The 22586-nt window shown below is 61.4% G+C and carries 22 protein-coding genes, 1 tRNA gene and 1 pseudogene; 8 read left to right on the top strand and 16 right to left on the bottom strand.

Annotation, left to right across the window (positions count from 1 at the left end):
- Window positions 1-34 precede the first annotated feature (34 nt).
- Complete coding sequence (locus tag G6M89_RS04545; protein ID WP_165160625.1) at window positions 35-1003, top strand: MoxR family ATPase; 969 nt, start codon at window positions 35-37, stop codon at window positions 1001-1003.
- Here G6M89_RS04545 and G6M89_RS04550 read toward each other — a convergent pair.
- From G6M89_RS04550 to G6M89_RS04570, 5 genes are read right to left on the bottom strand one after another with little or no spacing between them, the layout of a single operon-like run.
- On the bottom strand, window positions 989-2365 hold the full coding sequence (locus tag G6M89_RS04550) for a hypothetical protein (RefSeq protein WP_165160626.1): 1377 nt from the start codon (window positions 2363-2365) through the stop codon (window positions 989-991). The genes G6M89_RS04545 and G6M89_RS04550 overlap by 15 nt on opposite strands.
- Window positions 2362-3705 carry a DUF58 domain-containing protein gene (locus G6M89_RS04555; RefSeq protein ID WP_165160627.1) on the bottom strand — a complete coding sequence of 448 codons (1344 nt, stop codon included), beginning with the start codon at window positions 3703-3705 and terminating at the stop codon, window positions 2362-2364. Before G6M89_RS04555 ends, G6M89_RS04550 begins: the two co-directional genes overlap by 4 nt.
- Window positions 3702-4544, bottom strand: coding sequence for a phage holin family protein (locus G6M89_RS04560; RefSeq protein WP_165160628.1), 843 nt, complete (start codon window positions 4542-4544; stop codon window positions 3702-3704). Before G6M89_RS04560 ends, G6M89_RS04555 begins: the two co-directional genes overlap by 4 nt.
- The gene (locus tag G6M89_RS04565; protein WP_165160629.1) at window positions 4541-6265 is read right to left on the bottom strand and encodes a DUF4129 domain-containing protein; all 1725 of its coding nucleotides are present in this window, start codon (window positions 6263-6265) and stop codon (window positions 4541-4543) included. The genes G6M89_RS04560 and G6M89_RS04565 overlap by 4 nt, the downstream gene beginning before the upstream one ends.
- Window positions 6262-7371 carry a M48 family metalloprotease gene (locus G6M89_RS04570; RefSeq protein ID WP_165160630.1) on the bottom strand — a complete coding sequence of 370 codons (1110 nt, stop codon included), beginning with the start codon at window positions 7369-7371 and terminating at the stop codon, window positions 6262-6264. The genes G6M89_RS04565 and G6M89_RS04570 overlap by 4 nt, the downstream gene beginning before the upstream one ends.
- Before the next feature lie 155 nt (window positions 7372-7526).
- Between G6M89_RS04570 and G6M89_RS04575 the strand changes: the two genes are divergently transcribed.
- The 3 genes from G6M89_RS04575 (at window position 7527) to G6M89_RS04585 (ending at window position 9647) form a co-directional block, all read left to right on the top strand.
- Entirely contained in the window at window positions 7527-8780 is a 1254-nt protein-coding gene (locus G6M89_RS04575; RefSeq protein WP_165160631.1) for a tRNA (N(6)-L-threonylcarbamoyladenosine(37)-C(2))-methylthiotransferase, read from the top strand.
- Between the two features lie 173 nt (window positions 8781-8953).
- Window positions 8954-9328 carry a helix-turn-helix domain-containing protein gene (locus G6M89_RS04580; protein ID WP_165160632.1) on the top strand — a complete coding sequence of 125 codons (375 nt, stop codon included), beginning with the start codon at window positions 8954-8956 and terminating at the stop codon, window positions 9326-9328.
- Between the two features lie 82 nt (window positions 9329-9410).
- The gene (locus G6M89_RS04585; RefSeq protein ID WP_165160633.1) at window positions 9411-9647 is read left to right on the top strand and encodes a glutaredoxin; all 237 of its coding nucleotides are present in this window, start codon (window positions 9411-9413) and stop codon (window positions 9645-9647) included.
- Between the two features lie 14 nt (window positions 9648-9661).
- Here G6M89_RS04585 and G6M89_RS04590 read toward each other — a convergent pair whose 3' ends face one another.
- Window positions 9662-10201, bottom strand: coding sequence for an HIT domain-containing protein (locus G6M89_RS04590; RefSeq protein WP_165160634.1), 540 nt, complete (start codon window positions 10199-10201; stop codon window positions 9662-9664).
- A 342-nt stretch (window positions 10202-10543) separates the two neighbouring features.
- Between G6M89_RS04590 and G6M89_RS04595 the strand changes: the two genes are divergently transcribed.
- Window positions 10544-10744, top strand: a complete 201-nt coding sequence (locus G6M89_RS04595; protein ID WP_165160635.1) for a hypothetical protein — start codon at window positions 10544-10546, stop codon at window positions 10742-10744.
- Between the two features lie 91 nt (window positions 10745-10835).
- Here G6M89_RS04595 and map read toward each other — a convergent pair whose 3' ends face one another.
- A complete protein-coding gene (map, locus tag G6M89_RS04600) occupies window positions 10836-11744 on the bottom strand; it encodes a type II methionyl aminopeptidase (protein WP_165160636.1) in 909 nt (302 codons plus the stop codon).
- A 457-nt stretch (window positions 11745-12201) separates the two neighbouring features.
- On the bottom strand, window positions 12202-13122 hold the full coding sequence (locus tag G6M89_RS04605) for an isoaspartyl peptidase/L-asparaginase (RefSeq protein ID WP_165160637.1): 921 nt from the start codon (window positions 13120-13122) through the stop codon (window positions 12202-12204).
- Between the two features lie 116 nt (window positions 13123-13238).
- Here G6M89_RS04605 and G6M89_RS04610 point away from each other — a divergent pair, with 116 nt between their 5' ends.
- Window positions 13239-14357 (top strand): anthranilate phosphoribosyltransferase, encoded by a 1119-nt coding sequence (locus G6M89_RS04610; RefSeq protein WP_165160638.1) that lies wholly within the window; start codon window positions 13239-13241, stop codon window positions 14355-14357.
- Between the two features lie 476 nt (window positions 14358-14833).
- On the opposite strand, the gene G6M89_RS04615 is transcribed toward G6M89_RS04610, so the two are convergent.
- The 6 genes and pseudogenes from G6M89_RS04615 to G6M89_RS04640 form a co-directional block, all read right to left on the bottom strand.
- A tRNA-Ile gene (locus G6M89_RS04615) sits at window positions 14834-14907 on the bottom strand.
- 68 nt (window positions 14908-14975) lie between these two features.
- Window positions 14976-15620: an FxsA family protein gene (locus G6M89_RS04620; RefSeq protein ID WP_165160639.1), complete on the bottom strand. Its 645-nt coding sequence runs from the start codon at window positions 15618-15620 to the stop codon at window positions 14976-14978.
- A gap of 96 nt (window positions 15621-15716) precedes the next feature.
- Window positions 15717-16283 carry a hypothetical protein gene (locus tag G6M89_RS04625; RefSeq protein WP_165160640.1) on the bottom strand — a complete coding sequence of 189 codons (567 nt, stop codon included), beginning with the start codon at window positions 16281-16283 and terminating at the stop codon, window positions 15717-15719.
- A gap of 79 nt (window positions 16284-16362) precedes the next feature.
- Window positions 16363-17172, bottom strand: a pseudogene (locus G6M89_RS04630) (SDR family oxidoreductase).
- A gap of 26 nt (window positions 17173-17198) precedes the next feature.
- On the bottom strand, window positions 17199-18716 hold the full coding sequence (locus G6M89_RS04635; RefSeq protein ID WP_165160641.1) for a carboxypeptidase M32: 1518 nt from the start codon (window positions 18714-18716) through the stop codon (window positions 17199-17201).
- A 132-nt stretch (window positions 18717-18848) separates the two neighbouring features.
- On the bottom strand, window positions 18849-19049 hold the full coding sequence (locus G6M89_RS04640; RefSeq protein ID WP_165160642.1) for a hypothetical protein: 201 nt from the start codon (window positions 19047-19049) through the stop codon (window positions 18849-18851).
- 397 nt (window positions 19050-19446) lie between these two features.
- Here G6M89_RS04640 and G6M89_RS04645 point away from each other — a divergent pair, with 397 nt between their 5' ends.
- Window positions 19447-19872 carry an EamA family transporter gene (locus G6M89_RS04645; RefSeq protein ID WP_165160643.1) on the top strand — a complete coding sequence of 142 codons (426 nt, stop codon included), beginning with the start codon at window positions 19447-19449 and terminating at the stop codon, window positions 19870-19872.
- A 316-nt stretch (window positions 19873-20188) separates the two neighbouring features.
- Here the strand turns inward: G6M89_RS04645 and G6M89_RS04650 are convergent, their stop codons facing one another.
- Window positions 20189-20839 carry a ribonuclease HI family protein gene (locus G6M89_RS04650; RefSeq protein WP_165160644.1) on the bottom strand — a complete coding sequence of 217 codons (651 nt, stop codon included), beginning with the start codon at window positions 20837-20839 and terminating at the stop codon, window positions 20189-20191.
- A 232-nt stretch (window positions 20840-21071) separates the two neighbouring features.
- On the opposite strand from G6M89_RS04650, the gene G6M89_RS04655 reads away from it, so the two are divergent.
- Entirely contained in the window at window positions 21072-21428 is a 357-nt protein-coding gene (locus G6M89_RS04655) for a hypothetical protein (RefSeq protein WP_165160645.1), read from the top strand.
- Window positions 21429-21444: 16 nt separating this feature from the next.
- On the opposite strand, the gene G6M89_RS04660 is transcribed toward G6M89_RS04655, so the two are convergent.
- The gene (locus tag G6M89_RS04660) at window positions 21445-22545 is read right to left on the bottom strand and encodes a M20 family metallopeptidase (RefSeq protein ID WP_165160646.1); all 1101 of its coding nucleotides are present in this window, start codon (window positions 22543-22545) and stop codon (window positions 21445-21447) included.
- Between the last annotated feature and the right edge of the window lie 41 nt (window positions 22546-22586).

A 22586-nucleotide genomic window follows, 5' to 3' on the forward strand; every position in this document is an offset into this window, starting at 1 on the left:
TAGATATACAATCACGTAGGTTCCGGTACCTGATATGTCAGTCCCCGACGCCGCTGCAACTGCCGACGACGTTATCGACGAAATCCTCTCCGCTGTCGTCGCCGACCGAGCCATTTTCGAAGAGGTCACCGCTGGCTTGCTGGCACGCGGACACGTCCTGCTCGAGGACGTTCCCGGTACCGGTAAAACGCTAACCGCCCGTTCGTTCGCGACCGCACTCGGCCTCGAGTTCTCCCGTATTCAGTTTACGCCCGATCTGATGCCCGCCGACGTGACCGGGTCGTACGTGTTCGAGGAAGAAACCGGCGAGTTCCACTTTACGCCAGGGCCGGTCTTCGCGAACGTCGTGCTGGCTGACGAGATCAATCGTGCGCCACCGAAAACGCAATCTGCCCTGCTCGAGGCAATGGCCGAAGGGCAGGTCACCGTCGATGGAGAAACCCACGAGTTGCCGGAGCCGTTCATCGTCATCGCGACGCAGAATCCGGTTGAACAGGAAGGAACGTTTGAACTCCCAGAAGCCCAACGCGATCGATTTATGATTAAAACCTCGCTTGGGTATCCCGACGCCGCGGGGACGCGCGAACTGATCGACCGCCGCGCCGACCGTGACGTGCCGGACCCAACCGTCGAGCCTGTCATCGGTCGGGAGGCCGTTCGAGAGCTACAGACAGTTCCCGAAATGGTTACCGTCGAGGATCCGATTCGCGACTATATCGCTGCGATCTGTCGGCAAACGCGACTCGACGGGCGCGTCGATGTCGGTGTCTCCCCGCGAGGCGTCCAGCGCCTGTTCGAAGTCGCTCGCGCTCGAGCCGTCCTCGAGGGTCGTGACTACGTCGTTCCGGATGATGTCAAACACATCGCGCCCGCGTCGCTCGCGCATCGACTCGTGTTGACGCCGGAAGCGAGCGTCGAAGGCGCATCCAGACGCCGCGTTATTGACTCCGTCCTCGAGGATGTCGATGTCCCTGCGATGGACCCCGAATCAACGGAACAGTAGCCGAGAGCCGACCACGACCGCGCCGAGGGCAACAACCAATGCGGCAGTCGCTGGCACCGAAAGCGTCGGCGCGAACAGCGTCGCGAACGCGAGCCCAAACATGGCAACGGGGACACCAAACCCGGCAACCAGCGCGCTCCAGCCGGCGCGAACGAACTGCGGGCGCTGTGAGGCGACAGGGCCAATATCTCGAGCCAGTGTCCGGCCGTAGCGGCTGAGATTGGAGGCGAATAGCCCTGTCGCGATCATGATGAACGAGACTGCTGCGGTGTGTGCCGAGCCAAGCGACCGGACGGTCTCGATGCTCGCACCAGCGATGATACCGCCGCTAAGGAGTCCTACGGCGAGAACCGACGCACTGGCGGTGTTGGGCTGGCGATCAACCCATTTTCCAGCCTGTGAGACGAGCCAGCCGACACCGAGAACAACCGAACCGATCCCAAAGATCGGACTCACGGACTCGAGTGTGCCCCCGCTGATGGTGAGGACGACTGGGAAGGTAGCGAGCGTGCCAAGCGATGCCCCGATAAGGATCGGGACCGCGGCGTTCTGTCGCGATTCGACGGTGAGCCACGAGTGGCGAACACTGATTGCAAACACAACGCCGAGGACGCCAACTGCGGTGATGGCTGCGCCAGCCCCACGAACGGCCGAGCTAGTCGCAAGTGACTCGAGGGTGCCACGAAGCGCCGGGACGTACCACGACGCGACATGGATGGCAGCGACACCGACGCCAGCAAGGACAACACCGACTGCGAGGAGGACGAGCAGACCGGTTCGTGCGCGGAGATACGACTCGTGTTCTGTCGGCGAGACGAACGCCCCCGGTGGGAAGACGGTAATTGCACAGGCGAGTGCAAGCGTGCCAGCGACAGCCCAGAGGGCAATCCCCCACAGTCCCGGACCGGTGAGCCACAGCGTTGCCTCGAGTAACGGCTGCCAGCCACCGATGTCGGCGACCAACAGGGCACCGAGACCGAGGAGACCAGCCGTGAATCCGGCAGTTATCGATGCGCCGCCGACCTGATTGAGCGCATGATTAGAGAGTGGTCCCGAAACAATTCGTCCAGTCGAGAGCGCGATGACGGCGACAACGATAGTCAGCCCAGTGATAAGCAGTTGTGAGCCCGTCGCAATCGTGGTGATCCCGCCGAGGACGGCAAGTGGCAACAGCCCCGCAGCCAGCGCAATGCGCCAGTACGACCCGTCGAATCCCGCAAACACTGCTGCGAGGCTGATGCCAAACACCGCACCGAGTGCGACTGCCGGCTCGAGCGTTACTGCGGCAAGCACGCCACCGATACCGGCGAGTGCGAGCAACCACGCGGTCGTTGACGGAAGTCCGGTGGATCGAGTCGTCATCGGTGTTTCACCTCCCCAATAGCGTCAGCGAGAACGAGTCGCAGCGGCCGCTCGAGTGACCAGTCGACGACGCGAGCGCCGGTCGCTCGGGCGCGAGCCAGTCGCGTGTCACGATCGAGCCCCTCAAGTTTGGTTGCGGAATCGTCGCCATCAGTGACGTCGGGTGAGATGATGCGAACGGGATAGCCCCGGGTGCAAAGCCCCTCGATGAGCTCGAGCGGCTCGTCGTCGACGAACGAGGAGAACAGATAGACCTGTGCCTCGCCGGGAAGTGACGTAATGAGCTCTGCCGCGGAGTTGTTCGAAGACGTTCGTGTGTAGTAGCGCATCTGTTTGTTCGAGTTCGAAATCGACTCGAGCAGTCGCGTGGCTCGTTCAGCCGTCTCGGGGCCGGTTCCCGGTGGGATCGTTTCGATAGCACCCGATCCGAGTCTGGCAACGCCCGTCGGGTGGCCGGCGTCGACGAGCGTCTCGAACGCGCGCTCGGCGGCGTCAACCGAGAGATCGATCGCTGGCAACTGTTCGGTGGTCGCCGCACGGAACTGGCTCGGACGCGAGTCGACGACACAGACGACGTGTGTCGAGCGTTCGGCACGATATTCGACGGTCGCAAGCTCGCGACTCCCAGCATACCGTCGCCAATCGATTGCGTTGACCGGGTCGCTTGGCTCGTACTCCCGAACCGAGTGGAACTCGATGCCTGCGCCGCCTTCGTCAGTCGGGACAGCACCCGTATGCTCGGTCGTCGCCGTCCCAAGCGCCACGGACTCGACGCTCGGCGTACACTGAAGTTCGGTCTGTCCCTCGACCGGCTCGGCCCACGTCTCGGTGACGGTAGCGCTTACGTCCCGCGCTCGAACCGTCGCCGCGTCGAATACATACTCGCCCCGTTGGAGCGAGAGTGTGTACTCGAGTGTCACCGTCTCGAGTGGCTCGAGCGTCACGCAGGCTCGTGGCGAACCCGCAGTAACGGACAGTTCTTCGGGAACACCGTCGATAACGCGGAGGTCGATGATCGGCTCGGAGCCGGTGTTTTGGATCGTCGTTCGGACGCTGACGTGCTGGCCCGGATTGCCCGAAACGGCTGTTTCGTCGTCAGATCGGCCGCCATCTGTGACGGTTCCGCCGTCGTCGTCGATTGACAGCGTTCGGCTAAGACGAACCGTCGCGTTCGGTGGCGTCCCGAAAATGGCCGCACCAACGTACAAAAGCGGGAGCGTTGCCGCGGCGACGAGCACCTGACTGCCGACTGTGAGTCCAAGACCCGCCAGCAACAGCGCGACGACGATAGCCCACTCGCCTTGATCGATGCGCTCGACGGTTCTGTCAGCGTCGGTCATCGAGCCACCTCCTGTACCGATTCGCTCGAGTGAGGTGACGTATTGGCCGTCCTCGAGTCTCCAGCAGTCGAATCGCTCGAGTCAATCGAATCGGTGGCTGGCGCGCTGGGTGAGTGACTCTCTTCGGTCTCGTTTGTGAGTGACGCTGAATCAGTACTCTCAGACGCTGCTTCGGTTGCAGTCGGTGGTTGCCACCGCGGGTTGTCGTCGATCGTCTCGATTGCAGCCAGCGTTCGTCGGAGTCGCCGGTCGAACGCTGCGCCGGGATCAAGGAATCCGCGAAGCCGTTCGCCGATCGGCTGTGACTGGTCGTCCGCAAGAAACGCACTCGCGACGCGGTCGTCTGTCCACGTCCCCGATTGAACCGCCTCGCGGGCACGAGTCTCCTCGAGGCCGCCTTTCGACCGAAGGGTGCGAACGACGCCGTCTGTAAGCTGTTCGTGGATCTCGGCAGTCGCTCCCTCGTTACGACAGTGATACCAGTTCGAGGTCGCCCGCTCGAGCGTCCAGATAGTTTCGCGTGCAACGGGCTGATTCGTCCGAGTTTCGCCCTGTTCAGGTGGCTCTGCAGCTGCCAATGGAGGTTCGGCTGGCTCGAGTGTGGAGAGCCCCCACCATAGCGCGCCTGCAGCGAGTAAAACGCCAACAACGGGCAGGACCGTTGCAAGCGTATAGAGGACGGCGATGATCCCCGAGCCGAACTGCACGAAGCCACCGAGCGTAATCACTGCAAGCGTAAAGAGGACACTCCCTGCAATCACAGCGAGTGCGAGACGCTCCGAGTCGGCAGTTCGCACCCAGGCGATCGGCTGGAACACCGAAATCGAGCGGTCGCTCATTCGTCGCCCTCCGTCTCGTCGTCCTCGTGATCGTACTCGAGGAGATCGTTCGTCGTGGTACGCGCAGTACGGACCCGTTCGCCGGATGCCGTTCGGCTGCCGTACTCGACATCGCGAACGATCCTAACGAGCCTCGAGACCTGTTCGGCGGGGTAACCAACCGAGAGGGCGTATCTAGCGGCCTGGCCGGGCGTTAGCGTCTCTCGATTCGAGATGCCAACCCGATCGAGGAACACGTGCCAGGTCGCTCGAATGTCCCGGCGCGGATCCTGTGGGCCAAGCGGTTCATCCGCGAGCGCAGGTTGTTCTGGGCCGACGGGTGCACCGTCTGCTGTCTCGCTGTCGTCCGTCTGTCGTCCGAACAGCGAGCGAAGAGATGACTCCGCCCCATCGTCCTCGCGCCGACTCGAGTTGGCAAATAGCGAGCCAAGCGACGGGAACGCACCGAATATCGAGCCAACTGACACGAGTGCGGGGCCAATCGATGGCAGGCCGAAACTGAATCCTCCCGCCCTCGAGGCCTGCCCGGGTTGCCGACCGCGCAGTACGGAGAGTGATGGCAGACGCAGGCGGCGAACGCGCGACCCGAGCCCGAACAGATTGTCGGCGGCACTCGAGACGAGCGACCCACTCTGCTTGATGGCGCTTGACGCGCCACCGAATAGGTCTGCGAGACCGACGAACAGGTCCGGTACCCCGGAGTTAGGCGGCAATGTGTCACCATCGCGATCACGGCGAGCGATAATGCGGACGTAGGTGACAAACAGCCCGATCACGAATCCAGAGCCGAGGATGGCGAGTGCGGCCAGTCGGAGATAGAGGTCGTCGACGGTTGCGGTTGCAGACTCCGCGCCCGCAGTCGCGGTTACAGTCGCCGTGTCGTCGATCGGCAACCAAACGCGTGCCTGTCCATCGGCCCCAGTTGTATCCGATCCGCCGTCGGCAAGCGATACCGTTGCCCCCTCAACTGGCTCGCCATCTGCGGTCACCGAAACTGGTGCCGGCGAACCCGGGAACAAAAACGGCGACGCGAACGAGACGTCTGGTTCTGGAACGTCGATCGTTCGCTCACCCGAAACCGTCGCGCGCTCGGCGCGGATGTCGGTCGGACCGGCCGTCTCCGGCAGTTGGACCGCAGTCTGGCCGTCTTCATCCGTCATTCCGGCCGCCTCACCATCGACGAACACCGTGGCGTTCGGGACCGACGTCGACCCAGCGTCCACCGAAACATCGAGCGTCGAGTTCGGTGCCGGACCGTTCACAGTGCTGATCGTTGCATCCGTCTCGACGGAGAACGTCTGGGACGTATCGTCCTCGGGGACAGTGACAGTCATCTCCTCGGCGTACGGCACGGTTGTCGTGATCTCGCCCCAGTCAGTCGTTCCAATTGACTCGTTGTTGACCGCAATATCGCGTTCGTTGAACGGACCGTCGGTATCGATCGAGATCATGACCTCGTTACCGGGTTCGATCTGCCCGTCGACCTCGATATCGTCTGTTTCGGTCGTATCCGAGTCGTCGCTGGCGTCAGTTTCGTTGTCCGTTTCACCCTCGCTAAGGTTGATTCCAGTCGCGTCAAGCGCGTCCCACTCGCCAGCAATCGATGTCTCGTCGTCGCCTGCCGGATCAATCCGCGGGTCGGCCGCGGGCATCGTGCTTGCGACAACGAGTAAGCAGACGATACAGCCGACCACAAACAGGAGTTGACGCGCTCCGCTCACGTCGATTCACCCCGCTCGAGGGCGCCGGCAAGGTCCTGCAATCGCATGACTCGCCGTTTGACCGGCGGATGCGTTCCAGTTCCGAGAGCCGCCCCACCAGTTGTCGCCGGCGTCTCGCCTTCGAGCCACGTTCGCACCTGCTCGCGTCGCTGCGCAGCCGTCGGGTTGTCGGCGCCGTCCGCCGCTGGCACCGCACTCGAGGCAGCATCGATGCTGGTGCCGGTGACGAGTTTCGTCGGGACGATACAGAGCGCCTGCGTTTTGGCGACGCGGAGATCGGTCGTCGGGGCCGTTGTTTCGCCTGCAAGCGTCGTCAGGGCGGTTGCAAGCGCGAGTGGCGATCCGGTCATCCGGGCGGCTCCCGCATCAGCAGCGTACTCGCGAGCGTGTGAAAGCGTCCGCGTCGCCCAGTCGGCAATCGTTGGAAATACCCACAACAGCGGTGCGACGAAGACGTAGGTTAGTGCAACGAGTGGGAGGAACCACGTCACCGCAGCACGGCCTTCGGCGGAAAGATTTCCAGGGTTCGTAATTGCCCGCCGTGCTAACTGTGCGCTGTGATAGGCTCGGTCTGCAATCTCGACGAACAGCGTCGTAATCGTCATCAGCGTCACGTCACGGTTCGCGATGTGGGCCACCTCGTGTGCAAGGACGGCCTCAAGTTCGTCTCGGTCGAGTTGCTCGAGGAGGCCACTCGAGACGACGATTGTCGCGTCAGTGAACCGGCCAACGGTGTAACAGCTCGGTTCCTCGGCGTCGACCAATCGGACGGTGGGTTCGGGAACGTCTGCGGTCATCGCCAGTCGCCGGACGATGCGGGCGGCTTCGTGGTCAGCGTCGCCGCGGGTCGTCCCCGAGAGGACGCGCCGATAGCCGTAGTAAATCTGTGCGGCCAAAAAGAGTCCAACCAGTATCGCCACGGTAGACCACGAGACGGGTAGCTGGAGGATATCGACCGAGGCTGTGCCGTGCTGGAGAAATACAATGGTCCCGGCGACGACCGCCGGGACGACGACGCCGTAGGCCCAGAGCAACGAAACGACGAACAACGCATTGAGCGCGACGAGAACAGCGAGGACACCACAGATTCGAAGGCGGAAACTCATGGAGGGATAGTTCACATTTTCAGCGCAGTGTCAAAAATTTTCCCCGAACATTCCGGTCCAGAGACACCCCCTCGGAGCTGTGGCGTGTGCACGCGCCACAGACGGGCGATCCGTCGGGCTTTTGACGGCGGCGGCCAGAGTATGTACGAAGACGAATGGCCCGGTATCATATCGAAACGTACGGGTGTACGTCAAATCGTGGCGAGAGTCGCGAGATCGAGCGCCGGCTCCGCGATGCCGGTCATTACCGGGTCGACGGACCGGATGATGCCGACGTGGCGATTCTTAACACCTGCACTGTCGTCGAGAAGACGGAACGAAACATGCTCCACCGCGCCGAGGAACTCTCCGAGGAGACGGCAGACCTCTTCATTACGGGCTGTATGGCACTCGCACAGGGCGAAGAGTTCGCCCAGGCCGACGTCGACGGACAGGTGCTTCACTGGGACGAGGTACCCGAAGCCGTCACAAACGGCGAGTGCCCGACGACGACACCCGACGCCGAACCCATTCTGGATGGCGTCGTCGGCATCCTCCCCATCGCGCGGGGCTGTATGTCCGATTGTTCGTACTGCATCACCAAACACGCCACCGGCAAGATCGACTCGCCGCCGATCGAGGAAAACGTCGAAAAAGCCCGCGCGTTGATCCACGCCGGTGCAAAGGAGATTCGGATCACTGGCCAGGACACCGGCGTCTACGGCTGGGACGAAGGTGAGCGCAAACTGCATCGCCTCCTCGAGGAAATCTGCGATATTGACGGTGACTTCCGCGTCCGCGTCGGCATGGCGAACCCGAAAGGTGTCCACGGCATCCGCGAGGAACTCGCCGATGTCTTCGCCGCAAACGAGGAACTCTATAACTTTCTGCACGCGCCCGTCCAGTCGGGGAGTAACGACGTCCTCGGCGATATGCGCCGCCAGCATCAAGTCAGTGAGTATCTCGAGGTCATCGACACCTTCGACAACGCGCTCGAGTACTGGACGCTCTCGACGGACTTCATCGTCGGCTTCCCGACTGAAACCGACCACGATCACGAGCAGTCGATGGCACTGCTGCGCGAGACACGCCCGGAGAAGGTCAACGTCACGCGGTTTTCGAAGCGCCCGGGAACGGACGCCGCCGATATGAAGGGCCTCGGTGGAACGATCAAGAAGGAGCGCTCGAAGGAGATGAGCGCAGCAAAGCGCGAAATCGTCGGCGACGCCTACGAGTCGATGGTCGGCGAGACGCGCAAGGACGTGCTGGTTGTCGAGGACGGAACCGCCGACTCGGTGAAGTGCCGTGACTCTGCGTACCGCCAGATCATCGTCCAGAACGCAAGCGACCACGGCCTCAAGCCCGGCGACTTCGTCGACCTCGAAGTCACGGCCCACGAGACGATGTATGCGTTCGGGAAGCCGGTGTGACACTGTCGGCTGGTTTTCGATCGGGAACAGATAGCCACGCTGTCAAAACCACGGATAGCAGTCAGACAAGCAAACGGGTGTGACAACGGTCGACGCATGGATGTATCAAGCCGATCCCCGTACTGTAGGAATGGTCTCGAGTCACTATAGGCGATTGCTCGGTACCCGTTTGTATGGGTGAAACAGCCGACCAGTCGACAGTCTGTACGTGGAACGACACTGGCCACGATGGCGCTGGTGGCTGTGTGCCACAGCAACTGCTCGAGGCGCTCACGGACGAGACAGCGCGTAAGATCTATCTGTCGCTCGAGGAACCAGCAACCGTCAGCGAGATTTGCGAGACGTGTGACGTGTCCCAATCAACGGCATACCGAAAGATCACCGAGTTACACGAGGCAGGACTGATACTACGATTTGATCACCGCTCCGGTGGCGTTGCCACACAGTACGTTCAGTCGATGGATCGCGTCGTCGTCACCTACGGCAATCCGATACAGATCGAGTGTGTCGTACAGGGACTCTCGATGCATTGTGAACTCGAACCGTGATGGCGACGCTATCCAGCACAATTCGCCCCGAGAGGGGGCCACCGACACCTATTCTTTTGATGGTTCGATCCGAACACGCGGTATGGTCACACTGTACGAACTGGACGGCTGTCCCTACTGTGAAACCGTTGCCGACCGCCTCGAGGAACTGGATATCGAGTACGAAAGCGTCTGGGTCGACGCCTTACACTCTGAGCGAAACGAAGTCAAGCGCGTCTCGGGCCAGCGCGGTGTCCCCGTCATCGTCGACGACGACTACGGCGTCACGATGCCCGAATCTGCACACATCCTCGAGTATCTCGAGCAGACGTACGCCTGAGGCCTGACGCCTACTCACTCGAAGACGACTGCGCTGTTTTCATCGGGAATCGTTGCCCCATCCTGTGTTGCAAACGCATCGTGAAGACGGTCGTAGGTCTCCTCGAGCGCCTCGACGATGACCGAGGTGTCACTGAGCACCGGCATGAAGTTGGTGTCGCCCTCCCAGCGCGGGACGACGTGCGTGTGCAAGTGATCGTCGATTGAGCCACCCGCGCCGTCGCCGAGGTTGAGTCCTGCGTTGAACCCATCCGGTTCCATCGCCTTCTCGAGGGCGTCGAACGTGCGCTGTTTCAGTCGGGCGTGATCCAGTAGTTGATCGTCAGAGAGGGCTGTGTAGTCACCGGTGTGTGCCCGCGGGATGACCATGACGTGGCCCGGGTTGTACGGATAGTTGTTCAATAACACGAACGCGTGCTCGCTGCGCGCGACGAGTAAGTTCTCTCTGTCAGCCGTCTGCTCGGGGAACGCACAGAACACACAGCCGTCGATATCGCCGTTTTTGTCCTCGCGTTTGATCCACTCGATCCGCCACGGCGCAAACACCTGCTCCATAGTCGGAGACACTCGAGGCGGTCCTATAGTAGCAACTGAAACGGTATCGTGGTTGCGTTCGCGAAACGTACCGGTGAAAGAAGTGGTTTTGACAGATCTACAACTCGTAGTGGTAGAACGCGCGCGACACACTCACCAACGGCTCAGAAGAGTGCCATATAATATCATATTACGCACTCGTAAGACGATACTAACTGATACTGAAACGCCACGAGAACCGGTCTTAAACAGTCTTGAACGATACAGAGCGATATCGGTGATACGGGGCCGTACTAGCGGGTTTCGACTCAGTTCTCGAAATGAAACGCGCCTTTAAGCAACACCTACCGAAAGGTTGCGGTAATGGCAACGACAGACGACTCCTTTAATGGGATGACCGAATACTGTGAATGCTGCGACCTGGAAACGCTCCACGAAGTGTCCGTCCAGATCCGAACCGAGAGCGTCAAAGAAGAGAACGCACAGTTCTCCCGCGAACCCTACCGCGTCCGCGAGTGTCAGCGGTGTGGTGACCGCTCGAGCCAGCGCATGAACAACGCGTAAATCGCATACCAACGCACACAGGAACAGCTCTACAATCGGTCTCCCCCCAATACCCCCTCTCAACGAGGTCACTGCCGAACGTGGGTTCGGATTATCGTGACTTCGTCGTCACCTCACAGCCATCCGGAGTGACGATGATTGTGTGTTCTTTCTGGCTAACGAGGTGTCCATCATCCTCTTTGAGCACCGGATAGCCGTGGACGATGCTGTTTCGCTTGAGCCGGCGCAGTGCCATCTCCGGACGATCCGTCTCGAGCCAGCGCGTCGCAAACGGAAGCGTTCGGAACTCGTCGGTGATCTGGTCCAAGGCATCACGTGCCTGCCGATTTCGGACGGAACCCTCGTGCTCGAGCGCGAAAATCTCCTCGCTGGCACCCTCCGTCACCTTGCCACCACCGTCGGTTGCGAACGGCTCGATCGCGACGACATCGCCGACCTCGAGCGTCGTTCCCTGTGAGACAGCGCGGTTCGGAATGTTCGGACCCGTGTGTTGTTCCCAGTGTCCTAACCCGTGGCCAGTGAGGTTGACGACAGGGTTGTAGCCGTAGCCGTTGATCACATCCTCGATTTCCGCGCCAATATCGCCGGTGTTGACGCCCGGTTCGATCACGTCGAGTGCCGCCTCGAGGGCCTGTTCGGAAGCTTCAGCGAGTTCCGGATTCCCAGAGAGATCGACGGTAATCGCCGTATCAGCGAGCCAGCCGTCGACGTGAACACCGATATCCAGATTGATCATCTCCTCGCCGAACGTCGAGTCGTCGTCGATTGATGGCGTTGCGTGGGCGGCTTCCTCGTCAATCGAGATGTTGACCGGGAACGCGGGTTTTCCCCCGAGTTCTCGAATCCGGTCTTCGGCGTACTCTGCGATCTCGAGGTGGCTCGCGCCGACCTCAACTCGATCAGCAGTTTCCTCGCGAACCTGGGCGAGAATCTCGCCTGCTTCGCGGTGTTTTTCGTACTGCTCGGACTCGAGGTCGACGTCTTCGTCGGATGCAGCCATGCCATCGGCTTGGGTCGGTCGACAAAAAGAGGTTCCGCCTCAGTCGGCCCGCAAGCCACAGCGACGCGATCACAGACCGAACGACTGCGACTCGAGTCGGAAGTCGTGACCTGAAACAGCTTCGAGAGCCACGGTGGCGTCACTAATCGAGTATTTATTCTGACGGCTGCGTCTGCAGGGCCAACTCACGACCGTGTGTGGACGATCCGTACGCGCCGCCTGCAAGGTCGAAAACAGTCCGACAACAGCACCAACGCCAAGATTGGGTCTCGGTAGCAACGCGTGAACGCGGTCCGGACATCGAAACGGTCGGGAGCCATTATACCGCACCGTTGCATCGCCTCAGATGGCGCTCGCGCGCCAGCACTGGTCGATCTGCGACGGTCGTGAATCCACGCCGTCTCGAGACCACCACACGATGACTGCTGGTGGATCACGTACGCGGGTCTCGAGGCGGTTACGTCGTTCGAGACGCCGTCTGCATTGCGTCACTATTGTACGCCGAGCCAAGCGTCCCGCGAGCGTCGAGGACGATCACGCCCGCCGTCGAACCGGTGAGTTCTGCAAATTCCTCGATTGCGAGCGAGGCGGCCGTGTCCGCCTCGAGACCGCGTTCAACGTGGCGTGCGACGCGTCTCGAGAGGGTGACACGCGCGATGTCTTCGCCAGCCCCGGTCGCGCTCACCGCCGCCGCGGGCGAACAGTAAAAGCCCGCACCGACCTGTGGCACGTCGCCAACGCGACCGGCAAGCGCGAGCCAGCGCCCACCTGTCGAGGTCGCCGCAGCGAGTCTGTCGCCGTCGAACGCGACTGCGCCGACAGTGTCGTGATCGTGTGAGTCCCGATCCGACGCGTCGCCAGACTGTTCGCCACTTCGATCTCTGCCACCCGGATCCGACGCCCCGTACCGCTCTGTGATCCACTCGAGTTCGGCCTTTGTGCCCCCAGTTGGAGCCTCGAGATCGGCCCACTTCTCGCGTGTGCGTTCCGACCAGAGATCGACACCAGTCTCGATACCGAACGCATCGGCCAGCGAGACGGCCTGTTCGCCAGCAATGAAGCCGTGTGGTGTCTCCTCCATCACGACGCGAGCGACGCTGACCGCATGCTCGACGCCGGGCATCGAACACGCTGCCCCGACGTCCCGGTCGTCGGTCATCAGCCCTGCATCAGTGCGAATGTCGCCGTCGCTCTGGACGGCACTGCCAACGCCCGCGTTGAACCGCGGCGAGGACTCGAGGACGTGGACTGCCTGCTCGACTGCATCGACCGGGTCGACTTCGCTCGAACCAGTTTCGGCTGCGCGCTCGAGGACTTCTTGTCTTGGTTCTGGATCGTCAGGGGCGCTGCCAGCACCGCCGTGGACGAGTACCTGCATACAAAGTGCTGCGAGAGCGGGTTGGATAACGGATTCGGAACGAAAGCGGTGTCTGAGCAGGCTCGAAACATCGCCGCAAACGGGAGCCTTTTGCGCCCGCCAGACACAGTCCCGATATGGCACGGACAGCACAGGAATTCGGTGATTGGCCGCTCAAACGGCTTATGACCGAGGTCGTCGGCTCGGGGCCAAAATCGGCCGACGATATGTCTCGCGAGCAAGCACGTGAAGCGCTCCAACGAATCTTCGCCGGAGAACCCGAGGAAACGACCCTCGGTGCATTCTGGCTGGCAAATCGCTGGAAGCGAAACACGCCCGAAGAACTTGCGGGCTATACCGACGTCATGCGCGAGGAGTCGGTTATCACCGCCGAACCCGAGTGTGACCCCGTCGACTGTGGCGCGAACTACGACGGCAAACACACCTCCGCCCTCCTCGGTGTCGGGGCTGGCGTCGTCGCCGCTGCTGCAGGTACCCCCGTCGTCGTCCACTCCGGCGACGGCGTCCCGACACAGAAAGAAACCGCCTACAAACACGTCCTCGACGAACTCGGCGTCCGAATCGATCTCGAGCCCGAGGAAAGCGCCGACATGGTCGACGAGACCGGCTTCGGCTTCTACTACCAACCAGCGTTCAACCCCGCCATCGACGACCTCTACGACCGACGCGACGAGATGGGCGTCCGAACGTTTATCAACACCATCGAAACCGTCGCCAACCCCGCCAACGCCGACGTCCATCTCGGCTCGTTCTACCACCTCGCGTTCGCGAAGAAGTTGACCAGTCTAATCCAAGACAGCGCCGAACTCGAGTACTCCCGCGCGATCTTTTTCCAGGGCATGGAAGGCTACGACGATATTCGCCCAGGATATACGAAAGTCGCCGAATGGAACGACAGCGAGGCGCGTAGCGCCTCGGACGATGCGAGCGGCGACGAGCCGCGAGCAGGCGACGACCTCGAGGACTTCGAAATCGAAACCGCAGACTACGGCATGGAGATGGACAGCGATGACCTCGCCGTCGACGATGTCCGCAGCGACTCCGCGGCCATCACCGAGACCGTCCTCGCCGGCGACCGCGACGACCACTTCGCCGACGCAATCGCGCTCAACGCCGCGTTTCGGATCTATGCCCGCGACGACGTGTCTGACCTCGAGACCGGCCTCGAGCGAGCGCGCACTGTGATTGACGATGGCAGCGCAGCGGCCGTCCTCGAGGACCTGCGCGCGTTCTGAATTCTGGGCGTGGTTTTGGACTATACTGTCCGTTGAGATGGTATAGCGGTGGTGAGACTCGAGGGACTCGAGCGTGCCGTGTCATGACTCCGTACCGGTCGCTCGTGGATAATTCCTGAGACGTCAGGTCGGCACGATCACTCGAGTTAGGCGTTCAGCTGTCTGCTCGCGTCTCAATTTCGAACTCGTACTCTTGTCAACTACAAAAAGAGCCAACTCGGATTTGAACCACGCGAAGACGGTCCTGCTCGTTCGTTCCACTCACTGTGCGGGCTGCGGCTTCTCTATTTCAAATCCTCGCGGCAGCACGTGCTTGCGGCTCACGAGTTTGTTCGCCGCAAGAAGTGGGCCAACTCGGATTTGAACCACGGTCGTTCCCGTTCGCTCGGCAGAGCCTCGCTCACCTCCCACTCCCTGATGCAAATCCGAGTTGGATCCAATTCCTGCCGCTCGCGAGTTTGCTCGCGGCGAAAATATGGGCCAACTCGGATTTGAACCGAGAGCCTCCACCTTATCAGAGTGGCGCTCAACCTGATTGAGCTATTGGCCCGCGTCTGCATTCAGTAGTTGCGTGGTGGTATGTTTAAGCGTTTCTTTCCGCTCTTGCTGTGGGAACCGCTACCGAGAAACCCCGTCGCCATCGTCCGATTCCGAATCCTCGTCTGCATCGCGTGTGCGTTCGGTCCCGAGATCGACGCGATAGCGCTCGGTCGAGTTGCTCTCACCCTCGACAGTATAGGAATCACTGCCGAGATCATAGGTGCCGGCAGCACCGTTGCCAGCGGTTCCAGCGCTGCTCGAGCCAGCCGTACCAGTTGCGTTACCCGGGGCATCCTCATCCGGGAAGCCGTAGGTCCAGACGACGCCGCTTGCAAGGCCGTCGGTCTTCTTGTCCGCGTAGGGGACGATCACGAAGCGCTTGAGGCCGGCGCGGATCGGGATTCGGGTTATCGGGAGGACGAGCAAGAATCCAATCGCGTCGGTGACCAGCCCGGGCGTCAACAGGAACGCACCGGCGGCGATGAGTAGCCCGCCGTCGAGCAGTTCGTTCGTCGGCGGCTGGCCCTGTGCGAGCGACTGTTGCATCTTTCCGAGGGTGCGACGGCCCTCCATCCGCACGAATAACATCCCGACGAGGCCAGTCAGGACGACGAGCAAGACCATCCCAACCCAGCCGAGATACGACGTCTGGCTGACCACAATTGCCAGCAAGACGGCGTCGAGAAACGGGATGAACAACAACGCGAGGATCCACCGGAGCATGCACGGATATAGCCAACGAAGGGTGAAAACGCTTTACTCTCGTTCCAACAACTCGAATTCCGCGGCGTGAACGCTCTCTCGAGTGGCTACTGACCACTATTCTGCGTCATCGTCGTCAAAGCCGTCGTACTCGCGGTTTGTCTCCGTTACGGAATCGTCGGCCGCAGCATCGGCGTCAGCCTCAGCGTCAGTGTTGGCGTCGTCGAGCGGCAACTCCGTCGACTCGTCCTCGAGATCGAACTCGTCCGTCTCGAGTTCGTCGCCACCGACGCTGACGCTGCCGTCTTTGATTTCGATGACGACGCCGTCGTCTTCGGGGGCGCGCCCGATGAGGCTGTTTGTCGCGGTTTCGACCTCGCGATTGACCTCCCAGGCAAAGCGCAGGACGGCCTCGAGTTCGGTGCCGGCTTGGCGGACGCTTCGCTCGGGTGAGAGTGTGCCGAGTGACTGTGCACCCTCGGGATGGAGGTACTGGATCGGATGCGTGTTTGGCACCTCGTGGAGGTCAACCTCGAACGACCAGAGATAGGGCAACGCCTGCAGTGCGTAGCCCTTCGGTTTCGGTGCTTTTCGTCCGGCAAACGAGAAGACAGTTGCCATCGCCGTCGTTCCGGTGTCCGTATCGTAGTAGACACCAGGAACCCCCGGAATTGAAACACGCATACCCACAAAAGCGTCTCTGCAGTCGTGAGTGTCACCCCGGCAAGTCCAAGCCTCAGACGTCGCCAGCTACTGGCTGCACTCAGAACCCATCGGCGAACTTATCCCGGCGATTGATATCGAGTTCGCTCACACTCGAGCCCTCGTGGCTCGCCGCGAAGATGATAGCGTTTGCGACCTCTCGTGGGTCACTCGCCTCGTCCTCGTCGAATACCTCTTCGAACGTCGAGCCGTCGGTTGTCTCGAATTCCGAGCGCACTTCGGCAGGGTTGACGATAGTCACCCCGACGCCTTCGTCCCCAACCTGTGCGGCCACGCTCTTGGCGAAGCCACGGACCCACCACTTCGACGCCGTTCACGAGAGCGGAACTCTCGTGAGCCCGCCAGAACCAGGGGTTCTGGCGACGGCATAGACGGGGTTGAACGAGCGCGGATACTGCCCCGCGAAACTGCTGACGAAAACGATGTGTCCCGCGCGCTCGCGGACGTGTGGAATCGCCGCTCGAGTCGCATAGAAGACGCCGTCCACGTTCGTTTCCTGCATCGTCTCGTACTCCTCGGTCGAGAGGTCCTCGACGTCGCTGCCACGTGAGAGGCCCGCGTTGTTCACCAGAACGTCGATCCCGCCGAACGTGTCGACGGCGTCCTCGATGAGTGAGTTGACTGCTGCCTCATCGCGGACGTTCGTCGGAATGACCAGCGTGTCAACGCCATGTTCGTCCTCGAGATCAGTCACGAGTGACTCGAGTGTGTCCTCGCTTCTGGCTGCGAGCACGACGTTCGCACCGCACTCGGCGAACCCTCGAGCGGTCGCCTCGCCGATACCGGAACTCGCGCCGGTGACCAAAAACAGATCCCGGCGCGACGGACGCGACGGGCACGACGGGCACAACGGACGCAACGGGCGCGTCTCCCGGGTTACAGGTCGTACAGCTCGCCGTACTTCGAGGTGACGTACTCGAGGAAGTAGTCAGCCGTAAAGCCCTCGCCGGTGGCGTGTTCGATCAGGTCGGGCGTGGTGAACTGTTTGCCGTGTTGGTGGATGTTCTCGCGAAGCCAACCGTTGAGTTCGTCAAATTCGCCCTCGCGGATCTGGTCGTCGAACTCCCCAAGGTCGTCCTCGGCGGCAGCGTACAGTTGGGCTGCGAGCACGGAGCCAAGCGAGTACGTCGGGAAGTAGCCAAAGGAGCCGTGGGACCAGTGAATGTCCTGGAGGCAGCCCTCGGCGTCGGTTTCGGGGCGAACACCGAGATACTCCTCGTACTTGTCGTTCCAAACTTCGGGCACGTCGGAAACGGCGAGGTCGCCCGAGATGAGATCGCGTTCGATCTCGAAGCGGATGACGATGTGGAGGTGGTAGGTAAGTTCGTCCGCCTCGACGCGGATCAGGTTGTCGTCGTACACCTGATTTGCGGACTCGTAGGCCGCTTCGGGAGAAATCTCCTCGAGTTCGGGGAATCGCTCGCGTGCAATCGGGAGGAACTGCTCCCAGAACGGCCGCGAGCGCCCGACGTGATTTTCCCAGAGGCGCGACTGGGATTCGTGGACAGAGAGGTCTCGAGACTCACCTAATGGCGTACCGTAGCCCTCGTCGGGCAGGCCGATGGTGTAGTTCGCGTGGCCGAACTCGTGAATGGTCGACGTAATCGAGCCGAGCAGGTCGTCTTCCTCGAATCGGGTCGTCACGCGTGCGTCGAACTGCGTCCCCGAGGAGAACGGATGCGGTGCGGTGTCGAGGCGGCCGCGCGACCAGTCGTAGCCCAGCGAATCGAGTACGTCGCGAGCGAGTGCCTCCTGATCGTCGTCGTCGAATGTCCCCGCGAACGCGTCCGTGGTCAACTCGGTGTCACTCGCTTGAATTTCGTCGATCAGCGGAACGAGTTCGTCACGTAGGCGTTCGAGGACCTGTTCTGCCGTCTCGAGGTCGATATAGGGTTCGTAGTCGGCGAACAGGACCGCGTAGGGGTCGGCGTCCGGATCGATGTGGTTCGCGTACTCGCGTTTGAGTTCGACGAGTTCCTCGAGAACGGGCGCAAATGCCTCGAAATCATCGTTTTCCTTGGCTTCTTTCCACTTCGGATGGGCGTTCGTCGTCGTCTCCGAGAGTTTCTCGACGAGTTCGCCGGGGACGCTCGTCTCGCGGTCGTACTGGCGACGGACCTCGCGGACGACTGCAGCCTGCTCGTCGGAGAGATCATCGGACTCGAGTGCCTCGAGTAGCTCGCCAGTTTCCTCGGCGGTCAGCAGTTCGTGGCTGAGCGACGACAGCGTTGAGAGCTGCTGGGCCCGGGCGGGCGTCCCCGCCTCGGGCATGACGACTTCCTGATCCCAGCGCAGGATGCCGGCCGCGTTGCCGATATTAGAAATTCGTTCGACGCGCGATTCGAACTCGTCGTAGGTATCGGCCCGCTCGTCATGGGCCTGCTCACTTGCCATGCCCGGCAGGTATGTGCGGGCGCTGTATCAACCTCGTGGTTCCGGGTATTTCGACTCGAGGCGTGACTCGAGCAAAGGAACTCTATCTGGTCACGATAACTTCGAACGAGTGAAAATCGAGGTGCTCGAGCGTTAGTCTGCGCCGGCCGCACCCTCGTGGTGCGAATTGCCATTAAAAAGCGGGACGACGAAACCAGCGACGCTGAGTACCATAATAACGCCGCCAGCGCCGATGATCAGTTCCTGGCCGCCGGTAAACACGCCACCGAGGATGACGAGGACGCCGACGAGCAATGCACCAAAGCCTGCCGTAATCGCGGTCGAACCGTCCATACATGCCATTTGTTGAGACTGTCCACATAAATCGGACGAAAGTGGCAGACGATGGTGAGATCACGTATGCTCGAGCAACGACCCATCACTCAACAGCAAAGTATGGGCTGTGTCCACGGAGACAATTCGGGCTCTGTTGGACCCAAGAAGATGATCTGTGGCTGCTGATAGAGAGCATGGAGACACACGATGACCCCGTATATTTTGCGCTGCTACGGTAAGTCACCAGTCGACTACACCTGCGAACTGAACGGCGACATATCAGTCAGTTACCGGTGATGGTTGTTCAGCCTTGGTGTATCGTGCACTAGCGTGTCCTATTCCGGACCACTGACTATTTAAGACCCTCAAATAAGGAAGGGTGGTGCTTTTCGGTCGCAAGGTCGGAGTACACAGTATGGCTTTTCCAGAGATAGATTCGGCTGTGTTCTTTGGGTTACTTACAATGGTGACTTGGGGAATCTGGGTGGTCCTGGGCAACGCTGCGTCGGAGTCTATCGACCCGAGGACGGCCGCCGCAATCTCCTATCTCGTTGCGGCCCCTCTTGCACTCGGATACATCCTCGTTTCGGACGCATCACTTGCCATTACTGCGAGAGGCGGACTGCTCGCTGGTGCGGCCGGCGTGTTCACCGGAATCGGTCTCATTTCGATGTACATCGGCCTTTCTGGAGGATCAACAACCGTTGTTTCGACTCTCAGCGCGATGTATTTCGTCGTCGCGGCTCTCATCGGTGTGGCCATCCTCGGAGACGAAGTTACGATAACGAGAGTTGCTGGGATAGCGTTCGCACTTATTGGAGTTATCTTGGTTTCCCAGTAGATCTCCCCCGCAGACCACCTGGCTTCGTCTGCACTCGCCGCCGTCGCGCATTCGCGCTGTCTATTCAGCAGATGCGATCCGAACAACCGAGTGACTGCCAAATCTGGCGTGTGCATGTAGAGCATGCGTTCAGCACGATGCCTGAAACGTATCATCAATCAACGGTTGCGCCAGAGCCACCACCCATACGCCGACGATCACCGGACTACCCCCAACTAGTGGGATCGGCTCGAGGCCGTGATAGACATTGATTTTTTTCGAGGCGGAACCCGAGAGCGGCGGTAGCGACTGGTTGTGAGAATCGAAAACGCACCGATCACGGTCCCAGTGCCGCAATATCAGCCCCGACCGTCGCCAGCGCGTCAGCGGGATTCGGGTCGCTGTCGGCCAGATGCGTATATCGGTGGACGGGGACGCTCGAGAGTGCCGTCGAAATAGCCTCGCTGTAGGTCTCGACCCCCGGTTCTGTAGGCTCGTTGCCGCCCCAGACGTCTCGGATGACGGTCATCGAATCGATGTGGACATCCAGCGTGCGTGGCTCGTAGCGAGCGAACAGTTCGGCGAGCCCGAGTTGCAAGGCGACGTATTCGGCGGTGTTGTTCCCCGTCCGAGAGCCAACGGGACGACCGAGACGGGCGAGTTGGGTTTCTGTGGAGTCCATGATGACCGCGCCCGCACCTGCCGGACCGGGGTTGCCACGCGAACTGCCGTCGACGTAGAGGACGAACGCATCACCCGTCGCCTCAGGAATGGACGGCCGCGAGAGGCCCGACTCGAGTACGTCCTCGAGTGCGTGGCGTAACTCACCTCGGCTGGTTTGGGGGTCGAAAAGCCCGCCGTAGCCGGGGACCGCGTCGTCGATGGCGTTGGTAGCCGCGGTGAGCTCATAACCAACAGCTGCGAGCACCTCGTCAACGCGGTCAGCAAGCGGCGACCGGTGTTCGGCCGGGAGCGGGTCGTCAGTCATGGAGTCCCCTCGAGACCGTGACATCTGATCCTAACACGCTCGCACTTGGATGACGCGGGTGGCTGCTCACACCACTGCATATCATGTCTCGGTGGCCGAACGGGATAATTGTTCACACGGGCGACTGGAAGGCAGTATTCTCACACGCGGCGGACACGTCCCGAGTACGGTGGTAAAGTCCGAGGAAGTTGCAAGCCGTAGGTTGTTCGAACTGGCTAGTGAGACGATACGTATGGTTGTTGCATCCGCAGTCGTGTTCCTCGCGAGCTTGCTCATCGGCGCACTCGGGATCTATCTCGGGGCGAGAATCATCGTCGGCGCAGGCGATTACGACCATGCGATCGTCACCGCGTTAATCGGGGCGGTCGTCTGGGCGGTCGTCGGCTTCTTCGTCGGTTGGATTCCGCTTTTGGGGCCGGCGCTGGCGCTGCTGGCCTACATCACGGTGATTAATTTCCAGTACCCCGGCGACTGGACCGCCGCGGCCATGATCGGCCTCGTCGCCTGGGTAACCGTCCTCATTGCCCTCTACGCGCTCGCCGCAGTCGGGATCACGGGCTTCAACGCAGTCGGCGTGCCAGGGCTGTAACCGGAACACAGAATCGTCACACCCACGCCTCGAGTGCCCGCCGATAGGTCTTCTGACAGCGCTCGAGCACGGCAATACTCACGCTCTCGGTTTCAGTATGCGCCTCGCCGGGTTCGGCAGGACCACAGACAACGCACTCGGTTCCGGCCTGCGAGAGCCAGCCAGCGTCGGTCGCATGGGGTTTTGTCACGAGTTCGGGTGAGCCTGACTGGGTGACGTCGGCAGCCTTGAGCACGAGGTCGGCAAAGTCGTCGTCACCGCACTGCATCGGCGGCAAGTCCTGATCGACAGTCCACTCAACGCCGGCACCCTCCTCGACGCGCTCGAGTGCAACGCGTTCACCGGGGACCGTCCGTTCGTCGACCGTGATCTCACAGCGGTCGGGAACGACATTCCAGGCTGTTCCACCCTCGATTTCGGTGACGACGACGCTGCCCGACAGCGTGTCGCCTGCGACCTCGACGGTCGGGGCCTCGAGATCCCGGACGAGGGAGACGGCGTCGGTTGCGCGATAGATTGCGTTTTCACCGGCATCGGCCTCGCTCGCGTGAGCCGCGCTGCCGTGGGCGGTGATCGTACTCCCGCGTCGTCCCTTGTGGGCGATGGCGACGTCGGTTACGCCGGGGCTCGAGTAGCCGGTCGAGCCCTCGCCAACGATGGCATAGTCCGGCGCGAATCCCTCGTCGATGGCGTGGCGTGCACCGACGCCACCGACCTCCTCGCCGACGAAACTCGCAAAGATAAGTTCGCCATCGACAGCCGACGCTGTGAGTGTCTCGACAGCATCTCGAAACGCGAGCATGGCGGCCGCGACGGCTCCTTTCATGTCGGCAGTTCCCCGGCCGTGGAGACGACCATCGCGTTCCTCGACGGCGTATTCGCCGGAATCGGTGACTTGTGCAGGAGTCGGCTCAACGACATCGTGGTGGCCGACGAGTGCGAGTGACTCCTCGCCAGTGCCTGCGTAGGCAATTACGTTTCCGGCGTTGTCTCGAGCAACCGTGCTCGTGGTTTCGCGGCGTAGCCAGTCTTCGATGTGGTCGCCGACGGCGGTTTCGTCCTCGTCGCTTGGTATCGCGACCAGTTCGTGGGTCAGTGCAGCGACCGTGGGTGACATACACGAATGAGAGGGCGCCAGCGCCGTGAGTGCACCGGTGG

It is taken from the genome of Natronolimnobius sp. AArcel1 (assembly GCF_011043775.1).
In the GTDB taxonomy this organism is placed as follows: domain Archaea; phylum Halobacteriota; class Halobacteria; order Halobacteriales; family Natrialbaceae; genus Natronolimnobius.

What these genes read in the sequence shown, in the direction of transcription:
- G6M89_RS04545 (WP_165160625.1), top strand. Translation starts at nt 35, where the DNA reads ATGTCAGTCCCCGACGCCGCTGCAACTGCCGACGACGTTATCGACGAA.
- G6M89_RS04550 (WP_165160626.1), bottom strand. Translation starts at nt 2,365, where the DNA reads ATGACGACTCGATCCACCGGACTTCCGTCAACGACCGCGTGGTTGCTC.
- G6M89_RS04555 (WP_165160627.1), bottom strand. Translation starts at nt 3,705, where the DNA reads ATGACCGACGCTGACAGAACCGTCGAGCGCATCGATCAAGGCGAGTGG.
- G6M89_RS04560 (WP_165160628.1), bottom strand. Translation starts at nt 4,544, where the DNA reads ATGAGCGACCGCTCGATTTCGGTGTTCCAGCCGATCGCCTGGGTGCGA.
- G6M89_RS04570 (WP_165160630.1), bottom strand. Translation starts at nt 7,371, where the DNA reads ATGAGTTTCCGCCTTCGAATCTGTGGTGTCCTCGCTGTTCTCGTCGCG.
- G6M89_RS04575 (WP_165160631.1), top strand. Translation starts at nt 7,527, where the DNA reads ATGGCCCGGTATCATATCGAAACGTACGGGTGTACGTCAAATCGTGGC.
- G6M89_RS04580 (WP_165160632.1), top strand. Translation starts at nt 8,954, where the DNA reads ATGGGTGAAACAGCCGACCAGTCGACAGTCTGTACGTGGAACGACACT.
- G6M89_RS04585 (WP_165160633.1), top strand. Translation starts at nt 9,411, where the DNA reads ATGGTCACACTGTACGAACTGGACGGCTGTCCCTACTGTGAAACCGTT.
- G6M89_RS04590 (WP_165160634.1), bottom strand. Translation starts at nt 10,201, where the DNA reads ATGGAGCAGGTGTTTGCGCCGTGGCGGATCGAGTGGATCAAACGCGAG.
- G6M89_RS04595 (WP_165160635.1), top strand. Translation starts at nt 10,544, where the DNA reads ATGGCAACGACAGACGACTCCTTTAATGGGATGACCGAATACTGTGAA.
- map (WP_165160636.1), bottom strand. Translation starts at nt 11,744, where the DNA reads ATGGCTGCATCCGACGAAGACGTCGACCTCGAGTCCGAGCAGTACGAA.
- G6M89_RS04605 (WP_165160637.1), bottom strand. Translation starts at nt 13,122, where the DNA reads ATGCAGGTACTCGTCCACGGCGGTGCTGGCAGCGCCCCTGACGATCCA.
- G6M89_RS04610 (WP_165160638.1), top strand. Translation starts at nt 13,239, where the DNA reads ATGGCACGGACAGCACAGGAATTCGGTGATTGGCCGCTCAAACGGCTT.
- G6M89_RS04620 (WP_165160639.1), bottom strand. Translation starts at nt 15,620, where the DNA reads ATGCTCCGGTGGATCCTCGCGTTGTTGTTCATCCCGTTTCTCGACGCC.
- G6M89_RS04625 (WP_165160640.1), bottom strand. Translation starts at nt 16,283, where the DNA reads ATGCGTGTTTCAATTCCGGGGGTTCCTGGTGTCTACTACGATACGGAC.
- G6M89_RS04635 (WP_165160641.1), bottom strand. Translation starts at nt 18,716, where the DNA reads ATGGCAAGTGAGCAGGCCCATGACGAGCGGGCCGATACCTACGACGAG.
- G6M89_RS04640 (WP_165160642.1), bottom strand. Translation starts at nt 19,049, where the DNA reads ATGGACGGTTCGACCGCGATTACGGCAGGCTTTGGTGCATTGCTCGTC.
- G6M89_RS04645 (WP_165160643.1), top strand. Translation starts at nt 19,447, where the DNA reads ATGGCTTTTCCAGAGATAGATTCGGCTGTGTTCTTTGGGTTACTTACA.
- G6M89_RS04650 (WP_165160644.1), bottom strand. Translation starts at nt 20,839, where the DNA reads ATGACTGACGACCCGCTCCCGGCCGAACACCGGTCGCCGCTTGCTGAC.
- G6M89_RS04655 (WP_165160645.1), top strand. Translation starts at nt 21,072, where the DNA reads ATGGTTGTTGCATCCGCAGTCGTGTTCCTCGCGAGCTTGCTCATCGGC.
- G6M89_RS04660 (WP_165160646.1), bottom strand. Translation starts at nt 22,545, where the DNA reads ATGTCACCCACGGTCGCTGCACTGACCCACGAACTGGTCGCGATACCA.